Annotated in this window: 14 protein-coding genes; 2 read left to right on the plus strand and 12 right to left on the minus strand. The window is 68.6% G+C overall.

The genetic code is table 11. The features are described from left to right. From HLB44_RS31495 to HLB44_RS31545, 11 genes are all read right to left on the minus strand, one after another. Positions 1-1,566 (minus strand): Mur ligase family protein, encoded by a 1,566-nt coding sequence (locus HLB44_RS31495; protein WP_173132866.1) that lies wholly within the window; start codon positions 1,564-1,566, stop codon positions 1-3. Between the two features lie 82 nt (positions 1,567-1,648). Beyond that, positions 1,649-3,412: a peptidoglycan D,D-transpeptidase FtsI family protein gene (locus HLB44_RS31500; RefSeq protein ID WP_173132868.1), complete on the minus strand. Its 1,764-nt coding sequence runs from the start codon at positions 3,410-3,412 to the stop codon at positions 1,649-1,651. Beyond that, on the minus strand, positions 3,409-3,693 hold the full coding sequence (ftsL, locus tag HLB44_RS31505; protein WP_173132870.1) for a cell division protein FtsL: 285 nt from the start codon (positions 3,691-3,693) through the stop codon (positions 3,409-3,411). The genes HLB44_RS31500 and ftsL overlap by 4 nt, the downstream gene beginning before the upstream one ends. Before the next feature lies 1 nt (position 3,694). Then, positions 3,695-4,642, minus strand: a complete 948-nt coding sequence (rsmH, locus tag HLB44_RS31510) for a 16S rRNA (cytosine(1402)-N(4))-methyltransferase RsmH (RefSeq protein ID WP_173132872.1) — start codon at positions 4,640-4,642, stop codon at positions 3,695-3,697. Continuing rightward, the gene (locus HLB44_RS31515; protein WP_173132874.1) at positions 4,642-5,082 is read right to left on the minus strand and encodes a division/cell wall cluster transcriptional repressor MraZ; all 441 of its coding nucleotides are present in this window, start codon (positions 5,080-5,082) and stop codon (positions 4,642-4,644) included. Before HLB44_RS31515 ends, rsmH begins: the two co-directional genes overlap by 1 nt. Positions 5,083-5,385: 303 nt before the next feature. Further along, positions 5,386-5,913: a PDZ domain-containing protein gene (locus HLB44_RS31520; protein WP_173132877.1), complete on the minus strand. Its 528-nt coding sequence runs from the start codon at positions 5,911-5,913 to the stop codon at positions 5,386-5,388. A gap of 97 nt (positions 5,914-6,010) precedes the next feature. Continuing rightward, positions 6,011-6,826, minus strand: coding sequence for a hypothetical protein (locus tag HLB44_RS31525; RefSeq protein WP_173132880.1), 816 nt, complete (start codon positions 6,824-6,826; stop codon positions 6,011-6,013). Positions 6,827-6,897: 71 nt separating this feature from the next. Next, positions 6,898-7,221 carry a hypothetical protein gene (locus HLB44_RS31530; RefSeq protein ID WP_173132882.1) on the minus strand — a complete coding sequence of 108 codons (324 nt, stop codon included), beginning with the start codon at positions 7,219-7,221 and terminating at the stop codon, positions 6,898-6,900. A 170-nt stretch (positions 7,222-7,391) separates the two neighbouring features. Continuing rightward, entirely contained in the window at positions 7,392-8,387 is a 996-nt protein-coding gene (locus HLB44_RS31535) for a Bug family tripartite tricarboxylate transporter substrate binding protein (protein ID WP_173132885.1), read from the minus strand. 10 nt (positions 8,388-8,397) lie between these two features. Next, a complete protein-coding gene (locus tag HLB44_RS31540; RefSeq protein WP_173132889.1) occupies positions 8,398-9,255 on the minus strand; it encodes an SDR family NAD(P)-dependent oxidoreductase in 858 nt (285 codons plus the stop codon). Beyond that, positions 9,248-9,808 (minus strand): carboxymuconolactone decarboxylase family protein, encoded by a 561-nt coding sequence (locus HLB44_RS31545; protein ID WP_173132892.1) that lies wholly within the window; start codon positions 9,806-9,808, stop codon positions 9,248-9,250. The genes HLB44_RS31540 and HLB44_RS31545 overlap by 8 nt, the downstream gene beginning before the upstream one ends. Before the next feature lie 105 nt (positions 9,809-9,913). Here HLB44_RS31545 and HLB44_RS31550 point away from each other — a divergent pair, with 105 nt between their 5' ends. Beyond that, entirely contained in the window at positions 9,914-10,942 is a 1,029-nt protein-coding gene (locus HLB44_RS31550) for a LacI family DNA-binding transcriptional regulator (RefSeq protein WP_173132895.1), read from the plus strand. Positions 10,943-11,026: 84 nt separating this feature from the next. Here HLB44_RS31550 and HLB44_RS31555 read toward each other — a convergent pair whose 3' ends face one another. Next, positions 11,027-11,668 carry a hypothetical protein gene (locus HLB44_RS31555; RefSeq protein WP_173132898.1) on the minus strand — a complete coding sequence of 214 codons (642 nt, stop codon included), beginning with the start codon at positions 11,666-11,668 and terminating at the stop codon, positions 11,027-11,029. A 266-nt stretch (positions 11,669-11,934) separates the two neighbouring features. On the opposite strand from HLB44_RS31555, the gene HLB44_RS31560 reads away from it, so the two are divergent. After that, positions 11,935-14,448, plus strand: coding sequence for an ATP-binding protein (locus tag HLB44_RS31560; RefSeq protein ID WP_173132901.1), 2,514 nt, complete (start codon positions 11,935-11,937; stop codon positions 14,446-14,448). The last annotated feature ends 10 nt before the right edge of the window (positions 14,449-14,458 follow it).

Consider the following 14,458-nt stretch of genomic DNA (forward strand, 5'->3'; position numbering starts at 1 on the left):
TCACGAACCGCTCCTCGCGAGCAGCGCCGCCGCGGCGACCTCGACATCGGAGAACGCATGCTTGATGCCGGCTATCTCCTGGTAGTCCTCGTGGCCCTTGCCGGCAATCAGCACGACATCACGCGCATCGGCCTCCGCGACCGCATGGTCGATGGCAGCGCGGCGGTCCTCGATGACCTCGATGCCGGTCTGATCGGCAATGCCGGCAACGATCTGCGCCAGGATCTGCGCCGGGTCTTCATGGCGCGGGTTGTCGCTGGTGACGATGACGCGGTCCGCCAGGCGCCGCGCGATGCCGCCCATCAACGGGCGCTTGGTCGCATCGCGGTTGCCGCCGCAGCCGAACGCGCACCACAGCCGGCCGCCGCGCGCCTCGGCCAGCGGGCGCAGCGCAGCGATCGCCTTTTCCAGTGCATCGGGCGTGTGGGCATAGTCGACGACCAGCTCCGGCACGCCGGCGGCAGCGAGCGCGACACGCTGCATGCGGCCGGGCACCGGCGTCAACGCCGGCACGATGCGCACCGCGTCTTGCAGCGTGATGCCGCGCGAGCGCAGCGCGCCGATCACGCCGAGCAGGTTGTGGGCGTTGTAGTCGCCGATCAGCGTGCTGCGCACCGGCACGCTGGTGCCCGCTTCGGTCAGTTCGAAGGCCAGGCCGCCGTCGACATAACGCACGTTCTGTGCGGCCAGGCGCGCCGGGCCGGTGGTCGACAGCGTCCACAGATCGAGCGTGCCGCCTTGCAATTCGGCGGCCAGCGCCGCTCCCTGGGCGTCGTCGATGTTGACCACCGCGGCTTCGAGCTCGGCCCACGCGAACAGCGCGCGCTTGGTCGCCCAGTAGGCCGCCATGTCACCGTGGTAGTCGAGGTGGTCGCGCGTGAAGTTGGTGAACTGCGCGACGCGGATGCGCGTGCCGGCGAGGCGGTGCTCGGCGATGCCGATCGACGAGGCCTCGATCGCGCAGGCGGCGTAAGCCTCGTCGGCCATGCGCCGGAACGCAGCCTGCAGCATCACCGGGTCGGGCGTCGTCAGCCCGGTGAACTGCACGCTGCCGACCGAGCCGGCCGCCGGCATCGCGCCGCCGAGCACGCCGCCGGCCGGCAGCGGCGGCTGGCCGATGCCCAGCGTGCCGACCACGCCGCAGCGCTGGCCCAGCAGCGACAGCGCCTGCGCGGTCCACCAGGCGGTGGAGCTCTTGCCGTTGGTGCCGGTGACGGCAACCACCTGCAGCGCTTCGGTCGGCCGGCCGAAATACGCGGCGGCGATCGGCCCGGTCGCGGCCTTCAGCTTGGGCAGCGTGCCGATGCGGGCATTGCCGTGGATGAAGCCTTCGTGGCCATCGGTGTCGAAGCCGAAGGCCGCGATGCCCTCGTCCTCGACCAGGCAGGTCGCGGCACCAGCGTCGAGCGCCGCGCGCACGAACTTGCGGCCGTCGGTGGCATAACCGGGCCAGGCGATGAAGGCATCACCCGGCCGCACCTGGCGGCTGTCGGTGCGCAAGGTGCCGGTGACCCATTCCGAGAGCCAGCGGGCGGCGGCTTCGGGGGACTTCAAGCGGGTCAACATGGCGCCCGCCCGGCCGCCCGAAGGGCGCCGCGCCCCTTGGGGGCCGCGAATGAAATGAGCTTGGGGTCCACGACTGGCTCTTTCAGAAACTCTCTTGCACGGCAGGCAGCGCCTTCGCGACCACCTGCGGCTTCACATCCAGATCCGGCGGCACGCCGAGCATGCGCAGCGTCTGCTGCACCACCTGGCTGAACACCGGCGCGGCGACCGCGCCGCCGTAATAAACGCCGTTGCCCGGCTCGTCGACCATCACGGCAACGATGATGCGCGGCTTGTCGATCGGCGCCATGCCGACGAACCACGAGCGGTACTTGTTGCTGGCGTAACCGCGGCCTTCCTGCTTGTGCGCGGTGCCGCTCTTGCCGCCGACCGAATAACCGATGGTCTGCGCCAGCGGGCCGGTGCCGCCGGGGCCGGCGGCGGCTTGCAGCATCTTGCGCACGTCACGCGCGGTTTCCTTCGAGATCACGCGCAGGCCGGGACCGTGCTGCTCCTGGCGCAGCATGCTGACCGGAATCACCTCGCCGTCGTTGGCGAACACGGTGTAGGCACGCGCCATCTGCAGCAGCGAGGCCGACAGCCCATAGCCATAAGCCATCGTCGCCTGTTCGATCGGGCGCCAGCTCTTGTAGGGGCGCAGCCGGCCGGTCACCGCGCCGGGGAAATCGATCTGCGGCTTCTGGCCGTAGCCGACGCTCGCGAACAGCTCCCACAGCTCGCGCGGCTGCATCTGCATCGCCATGCGCACGGTGCCGATGTTGCTGGACTTCTGGATCGCCTCGGCCACCGTCAACATGCCGTTCGGGTGCGCGTCGCGGATCGGCACGCCGGTGACGACGAGGCTGCCGGGGGCCGTGTGCAGCGGGGTGTCGGTGCGCACGCGGCCGGTCTCCAGCGCCCAGGCGGCAATGAAGGGCTTCATCGTCGAGCCGGGCTCGAAGACATCGGTCAGCGCGCGGTTGCGCAGCTGGTCACCCGACAGGCGCTGGCGCACGCCGGGGTCGTAGCTCGGGTAGTTGGCGAGCGCCAGGATCTCGCCGGTCTGCACGTCGAGCACGACGACGCTGCCGGCCTTGGCCTTGTGCTGGGCGACGGCGTCGCGCACGCGCTGGTAGGCGAAGAACTGCACTTTGGAGTCGATCGCCAATTGCACATCGCGACCGTTGGCCGATTCAACGCCCTGGCCGATGTCCTCGACGACTCGGCCCAAGCGATCCTTGACGACTTCGCGCGAACCGCGGTGCCCTTTCAGATCGGCCTGGAAGGCGAGCTCGATGCCTTCCTGGCCCTGGTCCTCGATGTTCGTGAAGCCGACGACGTGGGCGGCGGATTCACCTTCCGGATAGCGGCGCCGGTATTCGCGCGTCTCGTACAGGCCCTTGATGCCGAGTGCCTTGATCTGCGCCCACGCATCGACATCGACCTGGCGCTTGATCCACGCGAAGTTGTTGCTGCCGGAGGCCAGGCGCGCGTCGAACTCCTTGGCATCCATGCCGAGCAGCGGCAGCAGCTTGCGGCGCTGCAGCGTCGTCGCCTCGAAGTCCTTCGGAATCGCCCAGACGCTCGGCGAAGGCACGCTGGTGGCCAGCAGCAGCCCGTGGCGGTCGAGGATGCGGCCGCGGCTGGCGGGCACGTCCAGCCGGTGGGCGTAGCGCTTCTCGCCCTGCTTCTGGAAGAACTCGTGGCCGATCAGCTGCACGTAGGCCGCGCGGCCGAGCAGCCCGGCGAAGCTGAAGGCGACCAGCGCGACGACGAAGCGGCTGCGCCAGTTCGGCGTCTTCGACGCGAGCAGCGGGCTGGTGGCGTAGTTGACGCCGCGGGTGGTGGAGCGCTGGAAGAGCTTCATCGTGGCACTCCGGAAGCCGCGGGATCGATGACGTAAAGGGTGACGGCCGGCGTCACCGTGCGCATCGCGAGCTTCTCGCGTGCGGTGCGTTCGACGCGCAGGCTGGTGGCCTGCGCCTGGCGCTCGGCTTCGAGGCGCTTGTATTCACCTTCGAGGCGCAGCGCTTCGGATTCGGCCTTGTGGATCTCGGCGAACAGGCGCCGCGCGTCGTAGGCACTGCGAATCAGCAGCAGGCTGCTGGCGATGACGGCGACCAGCAGCAAGAGGTTCAGCCTGTTCATGTCAGGCCTCGGTGCGCTCAGCCGTACGTTCGGCAATACGCAGGATCGCCGAGCGTGACCGCGGATTCGCGGCCACCTCGGCTTCACTCGGCTTGATGCGACCCAATGCCTTCAGCTTCATCGGCTTCGGCTCGGCAAACGGCGCGCGCCGGTCCACCGTCGCGCGGCTTTCGCGCGCGATGAAGGTCTTGACGATGCGGTCTTCGAGTGAGTGGAAGCTGATCACGACCAGGCGCCCAGCGGGAGCGAGCAGCGTGAGCGAACCGGTCAGGGCCTGCTCGAGATCCTCGAGCTCAGCGTTGACGAAAATCCGAAGAGCTTGAAATGTGCGCGTTGCAGGGTCCTGGCCCGGTTCGCGGGTTTTGACCGCACGAGCCACGACTTGGGAAAGTTCGCTCGTGGTTCGAACAGGACTCCCGCCCGTCCGGCGAGCAACAAGCGCCTTTGCAATCGATACAGCAAACCGTTCTTCGCCGTAGTCACGGATCACCTCTGCTATCTGCCGTTCATCGGCCCGGGCCAGAAAGTCCGCGGCGGTCTCGCCGCGGGTCGTGTCCATGCGCATGTCCAGCGGCGCTTCGAAGCGGAAGCTGAAACCCCGCGCGGGGTTGTCGATCTGCGGCGAGCTGACGCCCAGGTCGAGCAGCACGCCCTGCACTTGCGTGATGCCGCGCTCGGCGAGCGCCTCGGTCATCGCGGTGAAGCTGGCGTGCACCGGCGTCACGCGCGGATCGGCGGCGGCCAGCGCATGGGCTTCGGCGATCGCCTCGGGGTCCTTGTCGAAGACGAAGAGCCGCGCTTGCGCGCCCAAGCGCGCCAGCAGCGCACGCGCGTGCCCGCCGCGGCCGAAGGTGCCGTCGATGTACACACCGTCCGCTCGCGTGGCGATCGCATCGATCGCTTCGGCCAGGAGGACGGTGGTGTGCTGCCATTGCTTGTCGGCGGACATCAGAAGACGAAGTCCTTGATGGCATCGGGCATCTCACCGGCCATCGTCTGCGCCTCGTGGGCGGCGTAGCGGGCGGTGTCCCACAGCTCGAGCCGCTGGCCCATGCCGAGCAGCAGCACGTCCTTGACCAGCCCGGCCGCGGCTCGCAGCTCGGGCGAGACATGCAGGCGGCCGGCCGAATCGATGTCGACGTCGACCGCGCTGCCGATGAAGACGCGGCGCCAGCCGTCGGCGGCCATCGGCAGGCCGAGCAGCTTGTCGCGGAAGCCTTCCCAGGCCGGGCGCGGGAACAGCAGCAGGCAGCCGACCGGGTGCTTGGTCAGGGTCAGCTGGCCATGGGTGGCGGCCATCAGCGCGTCGCGATGGCGCGAAGGGACGTTGAGCCGCCCCTTCACGTCCAGCGTCAGTGCTGACGTCCCTTGAAAGACCACCCCCGCCACGATTCTCCACCTTGCGCCACTTCACGACACTTTAGCCGACGAAGTGGGGTGGGTCAACGCGAGCGGATAAAAATAATCAATGAAATCAAGTACTTAGTAACGAGTGTGCAAGCACTTCGGAAAAGTAAAAAGTGCTTCAAAAATAAGGACTTACCTGGGGCTATGAAAGCTTTGGGTGAGCAGCCGCTCCACGCGACGCGGCACCGGGGCGGGAAAGCTCGGGTGTGGGGAATGGTGGAGTGAGCGCGCCCGCCCACGCACCCTACTCGATCCGGATGGGGCCGCTGTGCGATCTCGCCACGGCTAGGGCCAGCGGGCGTGCGCGGCGACCGCCGGCCGCAAGCCGATGGCCGCGCACGAGCCGGCAGGCGCCCTGGCCGGCCTGGCAGCGACGCTGCGCACCAGTGCAACGACAGGCACGTAGCGGTCGCCGTCGTAACGCGCGACGGCCACCTCGGCAGCGTTGCCGATCGTGTAGCCGCGGATCTTCGCGCTCAGTTGCAGCTCCGTCAGCCTCGTGCAGCCGTTGAAGCTGACGATGCGGTCGCCCAGGCGCAACCCGGCGGCGGCGGCGGTTGCGCGCGGACCGGTCGCGTCCAGGCCGACGATCACCAGCGTCGGCTCGTCGAAGTTCGGCGGCAGCCCGGTGCACGCGCGGGCCGCGAATCCGAATGTCGGCACCTGCTGGGCGCCAGCAGGCGCGGCATCGGCCGGCTGGCAGACGGTGCCGACCGTCTGCGCGTTGATCACGATCGGCGCTGCGGCATCCGATGCCGGCGTGCGCTGCGCAACAGGCGCGAAGGCGCAGCCTGCGAGCGCGAACGCGAACACGAAGGCAGCTGCAAGCGTGAGTGGCCGTGCCGGCCGGCGGCGGCACCTCGCCACAGGCGATGCTGCAAGCGATGCCGCAGCCGCCCGCGGCAACGCATCAGCCCGCCATCGTGACCGCATAGCGCGCAGCGCCGTTGCCCTTGGCCGGCATGAAAGCCGCGGCGACGGTGTCGGGATGGCCGCTCGGCCTGCGCGCGCGCGACAGCTTGCGCTCGCCGGCAAGCACCCAGTTGCGGCGCACGTCGTCGACGGTCGTGCGCATGCTCTGTGCAAAGCGCTCCTGGTGCGCGTTCGTCATCTGGCGATTCAGGTCGCGCACGAAGCCGGTCACCGGGACGGGCAGCGGGTCTTCAGCATCCGCATTCGGCGTCCGCGCCAGGTCGACCAGCAGCTGGTTGTCGATCCAGCCGCCGTCGTCGCCGCGCTGGACCGCGAGATGGCCGTGGCGCAGTCCGACGCGGCTGCCGCGGCCGTCGAGGTCATCGGCGAGCAAGGCGGTCACCGGATGCCGATGCGCGCGATCGACCGCGACGTTGCCCATCAGCTGCTCGATCGCCGAGCGGCGGAAGTCTTCGTCGAACTGCAGCAGCGTCGTCAACAAGGTGACGCGCTGGTTGCGCTGCGCCGCCTGCCAGTCCATCGCCAGCCGCTGGCGTTCGAGCATCAGCGCCTCGCGCGACCGGTCGCGGTCGCTGTCGTGGCGTTCGCGCTCGACCGCAAGCTGCTGGCGCAGACCGAGCAGCGCCAGCACGCCGGTGGCGATGCTCGGCAGCATCATCAGCAGCAGCGCTCCAGCGGCCAGTGTGTGCGCCGGCGCAAGGCTGGCGGCGACAACCGCGAGTGCGCCGCGGCGGCTGATGCGACCCGGACCGCACAAGCCAGGCGGCGGCAGGGAACAGGGCAGGACGTTCATGCGGGCTCCCAGGTGAAGGGCCGGCGGGAGGGGGTGGTGCGCCGGCTTGGGTCCGCTGCCGGCGACGACGGTCAACGGACGCGATGGCAGTTGGACCGCCAGATCCTGCCGAGGTAGCCCTGCGGCGGATTAGTGCAGACGAGGGTGCCTCGCGCGGCCTGGGCGGCGGCGGCTTGCGACGGCTGCTGCGGCTTCGGCGTTGCGACAGGTGCGGCCGTTGCGACAGGTGCGGCCGGCGTGGCGGCAACTACCGCGGCGATGCGTGCCTCCCGCGCGACGGTCGGCGACGGGTACAACTCCGCAGACGCCTGCTGCGCGTGCGCCGGCAATCCCAGCGCCGCGCACAGCGAAGCCGCGATGGCGCAAAAAGCCCGAGACCCAAGGTTCGCGTTCATACGAAGTCCTTTCAGAAGCGCGCGACCCGGTCTGAACGAGCTCGCCGCCTGGGTCGCAGGGTTCGTCGAGCGCTTGCCGGTTCCATCGGAGCCCGGTTGATGGCCAGTCTGCGCATCGCGGGCCTGAACGTCCTTAGCGCGGCCTGAATTCGGGCTGAATCCGCTTCCACCTACTCGAGCCGGATGTTGTGCCGCTGCGCGATGCTGCGCCAGGTGTGGAAGTCCTCGGCCACCGTCTGCGCGAACTGCGCCGGCGTCTTCAGCGGCATGTTGGCGAGGTTCAGCTGCAGGAAGCGCTCCTGCAGCTCGGGCGCGGTCAGCGTGGCCAGGATCTCGCGGTGCAGCACCTCGACGATCGCCGCCGGCGTGCCCTTGGGCGCGAACACGCCGTACCAGGCGTCGGTGCTGAACGGGATGCCCTGCTCGGCCAAGGTCGGCAGGTCCGGTGGCGCCGGCATGCGGCGCGAGCCGCTGACAGCGATGGCGCGGATGCGCCCGCCGCGGATCTGCGCCAGCGAGCTGGTGGCATCGACGAAGGCGATCTGGATGCGGTCGCCCTGCAGGTCCTGGTAGATCTGCGACACGGTCTTGTACGGCACGTGGCGCAGGTCGATGCCGGCCTCGCCCTTGATCAGCTCCAGCGCCAGGTGGCCGGTGGAGCCGATGCCCCAGGTCGCGCAGTCGTACTTGCCGGGGTTGGCTTTCGCCAGCGCGATCAGCTCCTTCAGGTTGTGCACCGGCAGCCGCGTGCTGACGACCAGGTGGATGCCGCCGGAGGCGATCTGCGCGATCGGCACCAGGTCGGTCAGCACGTGGTACGGCAGCTTCGGCTGCAGCGCCTGGTTGATGACGGTGAAGGACGAGCTGGCGAACAGCAGCGTGTGACCGTCGCCCGGGGCACGCACCGCCTCGCCGACCGCCAGTACGCCGTTGGCACCGGGCCGGTTGTCGACGATCACCGGTTGCTTCAGCGCCTGGCCCAGGCGCTCGGTGAAGACGCGGCACAGGATGTCCGGCCCGCTGCCGCCGGCGCTGGGGATCAGCATGCGGATCGGCTTCGCGGGCCAGGGCGGCTGGGCGCGCGCGACCGGCAGCGCCGCCAGCAGCGGCCATGCCGCGAGGGTCGTGCACAGCGCGCGGCGGCGCGCATCGGGGGGGTGCTGCATGGCCTGTCCTTCAGTCATCGCTGCTGCGCGCCGCGCCGATCGACAGCCCGCCGTCGGCGATCAGCACCTGGCCGTTGACGTACGAGGACTCGGCGCCGAGCAGGAACAGCGTCGCGTAGGCCACCTCCCACGCCGTGCCCTGGCGACCGAAGGGCAGTGCGCGTGCCGCGCGTGCCGGCCGCCGGCGTGAGGCCTCGCGGCCGAGTGGCGTGTCGATCAGGCCCGGCGCGATGACATTGGCGCGCAGGCCGTTCGTCTGCGACGCGAAGGCCACCGCGCGGGCCAGCGCGGCGAGCGCGGCTTTCGAGGTCTCGTAGGCCGGCAGGCCCGACTGCGGCGAGATCGACGCCGTGGACGACACGAACACCATGCTGCCGCCGGCCGTCATGCGCGCGGCTGCCGCCTGCGCCGCCAGCATGTGCGCGCGCAGGTTGACGTTCTGCACGGCATCCCACGCGTCGGCGGTCTCGTGGCCGAAGGGGTTGTGGTTGGCGATGCCGACGTTCATCACCAGGCCGTCGAGGCCGCCCATCGCCTGCGTGGCCGCGGCGACCAACGGTTCGATCGTCTCGGCACACGCAACATCGGCCACCAGCGGCCGCGCCCAGCCGCCTTCGCGCTCGATCCACGCGGCCGTGTCGCCGGCGCTGTCGGCATCGATGTCGGCGCAGCAGACCTGCGCGCCTTCGCGCGCGAACAGCACCGCCATCGCGCGGCCGTTGCCGACCGGCGGCTCGGCCTCGCCGCTGCGGCGCTGGCCGGCGCCGACCACCAGCACACGGCGCCCGGCCAGCCGCGCGGCAGCGCCCGCCTGGCCCAGCGCCGGCGCGAACAGCTGGCGCCGCGGTTCGATCAATTGCTCAGCCATGGCGCAGCTCCAGGTTCTCGACCTCGACGTCCTCGAGGTCCACTTCCAGGTTCTCCAGGAGCCGCGACACCAGCATGTAGAAGCCGATCGTCATCAGCAGCTCGATCTGCTGCTGCGGCCCGAAGTGAGCGGCCAGCGCGGCATAGGTGGTGTCGCCGGCCTTGACGTTGCGCAGCACCTCGTCGGTGAAGGTCAGCGCCGCGCATTCGGCTTGCGACAGCGCGGCGGCACGCCACGACGCGAGCGTTCCGGGCATCGTCAGCACGGCCTCGATCGCCGCGTCGGACACGCCGGCGGCAAGCGCCATCTTGCGGTGCTGGTGCACCTCGTAATGCGCGCCGCTCAAAGCGCCGACGCGCAGGATCACCAGCTCGCGCAGCCGCGCCGGCAGCGACGCGTCGCGCAGCACCGCTTGCCCGAGCGCCAGGAATCCCGCGGCCGCGGCCGGTGCATGCGGCAGCACGCGAAAGACGTTCAGCGGCGGCCGCTCGCGCAGCCGCGCGCCGAGCGGACCTTCGACCGCAGCGAGGTCGACATAAGGCACACGGGTCATCGGGCTCTCCATCGGGTTGATATGAAAACGATTTTATAAACGCCGCCGAATCGCGGGATGTCACCTCTGCGATAGGATGCTGAAATCGTTTTAAGTACTTACCCGATGGACAAGGCGAAACGGGTCTCGGTGCGCGATGTCGCCGAAGCCGCCGGCGTGACGATCGGCTCGGTGTCGCGCGTGCTCAACGGCGGCCGCTACGTCAGCGACGAACTGCGCGCCAAGGTGCTCGCCGCCGCGCAGCGCCTGCAGTACCAGCCGCACGCCGGCGCGCGCAGCCTGCGGCTGGGCCGCACGCAGACCATCGGCTGCATGGTCAGCGAGATTCAGAACCCGCTGTACGCCGCCTTCGTCGCCGCGGTCGAAGCGCAGCTCGACCCGCACGGCTACACGCTGCTGCTGGCGAACTCGCACCACAGCCGGCAGCGCGAGGTGCAGATCCTCGAGATGTTCCAGCGCCGCGGCATGGACGGCGCCGTCGTCACCACGTCGTTCAACTGGCACGACGAGCCGGCGAACCCCTTTGCCGCGTCGACGCTGCCGCTCGTGATGATGGACCGCGACCTCGCGCTGCCCTGCGACCAGGTGCACATGGGCCACCGCGAGGGCATCGCGCAGGCGGTGCGCTACCTGCATTCGCTCGGCCATCGGCGCATCGCGCTGCTGACCGCCGGGCCTGGCCTGCGGCCGGCGGACGAGCGCGTTGCGGGTTATGTCGACGCGCACCGGCGCCTGAAGCTGCCGGTCGATGAGCAGCTGCTGCGCCTGTCCGCGGCGCCGACGCTGTCCGGCGCCGACGACATGCGCGCGCTGCTGGCGCTGGCTTCCCCGCCGACGGCGCTGATCGGCCTCGGCACGCAGCTGCTTTCCGGCGCGATGCAATGGCTGCGCGCGCAAGGCTTGACCATTCCCCGGGACCTGTCGGTGATCGCGATCAGCAGCCCGGCGCTGCTGGAATTCGCCGATCCGCCGATGAGCTACGTGCACTTCGACCTCGAACGCGCCGGCCGCGCTGCCGCGCAGCTGCTGCTGCAGCGGTTGGGCGACGGCAAGGCGGCGGCGCCCCAGGCCGTCGATGTGCCGATGGACCTGGTGGTGCGCGAGTCGTGCGCAGCGCCGACGCGGCGGCGCTGAAGGACCTACATAGGAATTTGAGTGGGAATTGAGATCAGCGGGTCGGCCCTATCAGGGTGCGCCGTCTAGCAACCGCCGCCCCGCTCAGAACGGAAATACGAGGTCGAACTGAATCGCCCGATGCCGGCTCCCCGGGGTCAGCCCGCGGGACGCAGTGAGGATGCCGCCTATACGGTGGTAGACGGGGAAGTCGAGTTCGAGGTTGGCAGCGGTGTCACCGGCACCTCGTGTCAATGATCGCCGGAACATGAGGACTGCGAAGGTCGCATCCGTCCATGCGTACCGCGCGCCCGCCAGACCCACTTTCGCGTAACGACTCGCACCCACCTCCGGTGGGCCGCCCCGAACCAGGACGGCCGCGCCCAGCAAAGTCAGGCTGTTGGAAATGGGATGAATCGACAACAGGCCGACATCCTGGCTGGCGTGCTCGGAACCCGCGTCGCTCCGCGAGGGCAAGGTCAGCTGAACGTGGGGCATCAGGATCCAGTCTTCGGCAATCGCGTAGCGCCGAGCGACGAAGAGCGAGACGTCCGACCATCCGGAAGCTGCGTCTGCGCCGGCACCGACTCGCGAATAGCCGTCGCCCAAAAGGCGGAGGGTCCATGTGCCGGGTGCGTGCTCTAGGACGAAGGGAGTTGAGCGCACGCTGCCGTCGCCATCCATTCGCAGATAGGACGCACCGATAGTCATCGAATTGATCGGCGACACCTCGGCGGCCACAACCATCGGCTGCGGCGGTGCTTTCGGGCTTCCCCGTGCCGATTGCGCTGTGTTCTGATCCACGCGCCTAGTTGGCCGCGGAAGGCTCTGCCCGAGCACGGACGCACTCAACGACGCCAACAACACAAGCTCGCCGGCACGACGGAACGCCCTTCTCCCTTGCATCGCCAACTCCTGGTCGGTTCCGACCACCCGGCGATGATACCCACAGCAAGCCGGTAGCGATCTCCCGGGCGCCCGGCTACAGTCGCACAGTTCCACGACGCCGACCGATGTCCGGACTTCTTCAGCGCAACAAGCTCCGATTCATGGAATGGGAGCTGAATGTCCTCGAACGCGTCTTGCTGGTGCGCGGCCAGCCGACGCCCATTGGAAGCCGAGCGTTCGATGTGCTTGTAGCGTTGGCGAACCGCCACGGTCAGGTCGTTAGCAAGGGTCAACTGCTCGATGCCGCATGGCCCGGACTTGTCGTCGAAGAGAACAACGTATCGGTTCAAATCGCCACCTTGCGAAAGATTCTGGGCGCGCATGCGATCGCCACGGTCGCAAGCCTCGGCTATCGCCTGACCGCCGCGAAGGCAGACGACTCGCCCCCCGATGCGGCCCCGGCTGCGAGTGCAACCGGATCCCGCGTTCACGTCGTCCGACAAGTGGTGCCGATCAAATTGGTTGGCCGCGACACCGCCGTGAAGGAACTCGTGCAGGTGGCAGCCTCGGCTCAGTTGGTCAGCATCGTCGGAACCGGCGGCGTGGGCAAGACATCACTGGCGAAGGCCATACTGGCGCAGCAGGGCGATACGGCACCCGAAGACGTCTACTGGGTCGACTTAGGCCCCCTTCGGGAGCCGGCGCAGGTGATTCCGCTCGTCGCCAAGACTCTGGGCGTCGAACTGGACAATACGAGCCTCGCCCAAAGCGACCTCGTGGCCGCGATGTCGCAGATTCGCGCGCTCATCGTGATCGACAACTGCGAGCACTTGATCGAACGAGTCGCTGAGCTCATTCAATGCGCACTTGAGAGCGCTTCAGGCGTTCATTGGCTGGTCACGTCGCAGGCACCGCTTCGCGTCGCCGGCGAAATGGTCTATCGAGTCGAACCACTCGAAGTTCCTCCGCCGCACGTGTCGCCGACGCGAGCCCTTCAATACGGCTCGATCGCGCTGTTGCAGCAACGCGCCGCGGCGGCGAATCATCACTTCGACCTCCGCAGCGAGGACATGTCCGCTGCAATCGATATCTGCAGAAAGCTCGATGGCTTGCCGCTGGCGATCGAGATGGTCGCATCTCGGATCGCAACGCTGGGACTGGCCGAAGTCCACCGCCAGCTCGCGAACTGTTTGCAACTGCTCAGCGGGCCGCGCGGTGGACCTGCACGGCACCACACCCTCCGCAGCACCTTTGATTGGAGCTACGGCCTGCTCTCACTGGTGGATCAGAAGGTGTTTCGCCGACTCGAACCATTCGTTGGCGGATTCACGCTGCAAATGGCACTGCGTCTGGTGCACCGGATCGGCGATGAAGATCACGCCCTCGATGAGCCCCAGACGATGGAATCGCTCAGCGCGCTGGTCGACAAGTCGCTAGTCCACCATTGTGCCGACCCCTCGCACCGATTCACACTGCTCGACAGCGCACGTGAATACGCTCGTCAACGGCTCGACGAGGCGGGCGAATCGGAGGCCGCGCGGCGAAAGCACGCGCACGTCGTCGCGGGATGGTTCACCAATGCGCAGACCGACCTCGAACGCATGCGCGACGGCGAGTGGGCGCAGATCTACCTGAACGAGCGCCACAACGTTCGCTCCGCGCTCGCGTGGGCGAGCCAGTCGGGAGATCCGGACCTTGTAGCGCGGCTCGTCGCTGCGCTCGGCCAGATCGATTGCTTTGGGCAGTTGCAAGCCGAAATCGCGCAGACTTCCATTCCCCTCGAGTTGCTCTGCTCCGCCGAGCCGGCATTGCGCGCGGCAGCCTGCGTCGAGCTGAGCTGGGCTCACTATGTGGACGGAAGCCGGGAGACCGGCACGCAGCTGGCGCAGCAGGCGCTGAACGATTTCCGCTCGACCGGCAACCTGGCGGGGGAGTTTCGCGCGTTGGCGCTCCTGGTTCGGCTGTTCGAATCGCGACCCGGCATGCGCGACAAGGCCCACGAAGCGTGGGAGCTGATGCGGCAGATCGAGGACCGGCAATTGCCGCTGAGGACCCGCCTGACCTGTATCGTCGCCGCCGGTTTCCAATACGAACGCAGCCGCACGATCGGCCGCCTACGCGAGATCGAGACAATCGCCGAACGGGCTGGCTTCGATGCCCTGGCTGCCGTCTGCCGTGTGCAGATCACCGACGAACTGCTCATCGAACGACACTTCGAGGAGGCTGTCGAAGCGGCGCAGCACTTCGTCGACGACGGCAACCTGCGGCCGCGCGTACGAGCGCTGATCCTGTGCAATCAGGCGCTCGCATTGGTGCAACTCGGCCGCTGCCAGGCCGCATATGCGCCGGCGCGCGCCGCGTTGCGCGCGCTGCCCAGCCTGGCCTACCTTGCGGCGGACATCTTCGCCCTGGCGGCCGCGAGGGAAGGCAGGCATGTCGATGCTGCGCTGATCAGCGGCTTCGGCAGCGAGGTGCGGCACGAACGTGACGAGGAACCGGATCCTGCCGAAGCGGCTGTCATCAACGAAACCACCGCTCGGCTGGAGCAGGCGATGAGCGCCGAAAAGCTGCGAGAGCTGCGACGGATTGGCGCAACGATGTCGATCAACGACGCGATGGCAATCGCCATACCGACGTGAACGGCGACCT

Source organism: Pseudaquabacterium terrae (assembly GCF_013266755.1).
GTDB lineage: Bacteria > Pseudomonadota > Gammaproteobacteria > Burkholderiales > Burkholderiaceae_C > Pseudaquabacterium > Pseudaquabacterium terrae.

Excerpts from the sequence above, each read along its gene's own strand:
- HLB44_RS31560 (WP_173132901.1), top strand. The coding sequence starts at position 11,935 with ATGTCCGGACTTCTTCAGCGCAACAAGCTCCGATTCATGGAATGGGAG.
- HLB44_RS31545 (WP_173132892.1), bottom strand. The coding sequence starts at position 9,808 with ATGACCCGTGTGCCTTATGTCGACCTCGCTGCGGTCGAAGGTCCGCTC.
- HLB44_RS31540 (WP_173132889.1), bottom strand. The coding sequence starts at position 9,255 with ATGGCTGAGCAATTGATCGAACCGCGGCGCCAGCTGTTCGCGCCGGCG.
- ftsL (WP_173132870.1), bottom strand. The coding sequence starts at position 3,693 with ATGAACAGGCTGAACCTCTTGCTGCTGGTCGCCGTCATCGCCAGCAGC.
- HLB44_RS31555 (WP_173132898.1), bottom strand. The coding sequence starts at position 11,668 with ATGGTTGTGGCCGCCGAGGTGTCGCCGATCAATTCGATGACTATCGGT.
- HLB44_RS31530 (WP_173132882.1), bottom strand. The coding sequence starts at position 7,221 with ATGAACGCGAACCTTGGGTCTCGGGCTTTTTGCGCCATCGCGGCTTCG.
- rsmH (WP_173132872.1), bottom strand. The coding sequence starts at position 4,642 with ATGTCCGCCGACAAGCAATGGCAGCACACCACCGTCCTCCTGGCCGAA.
- HLB44_RS31495 (WP_173132866.1), bottom strand. The coding sequence starts at position 1,566 with ATGTTGACCCGCTTGAAGTCCCCCGAAGCCGCCGCCCGCTGGCTCTCG.
- HLB44_RS31550 (WP_173132895.1), top strand. The coding sequence starts at position 9,914 with ATGGACAAGGCGAAACGGGTCTCGGTGCGCGATGTCGCCGAAGCCGCC.
- HLB44_RS31535 (WP_173132885.1), bottom strand. The coding sequence starts at position 8,387 with ATGCAGCACCCCCCCGATGCGCGCCGCCGCGCGCTGTGCACGACCCTC.
- HLB44_RS31500 (WP_173132868.1), bottom strand. The coding sequence starts at position 3,412 with ATGAAGCTCTTCCAGCGCTCCACCACCCGCGGCGTCAACTACGCCACC.
- HLB44_RS31525 (WP_173132880.1), bottom strand. The coding sequence starts at position 6,826 with ATGAACGTCCTGCCCTGTTCCCTGCCGCCGCCTGGCTTGTGCGGTCCG.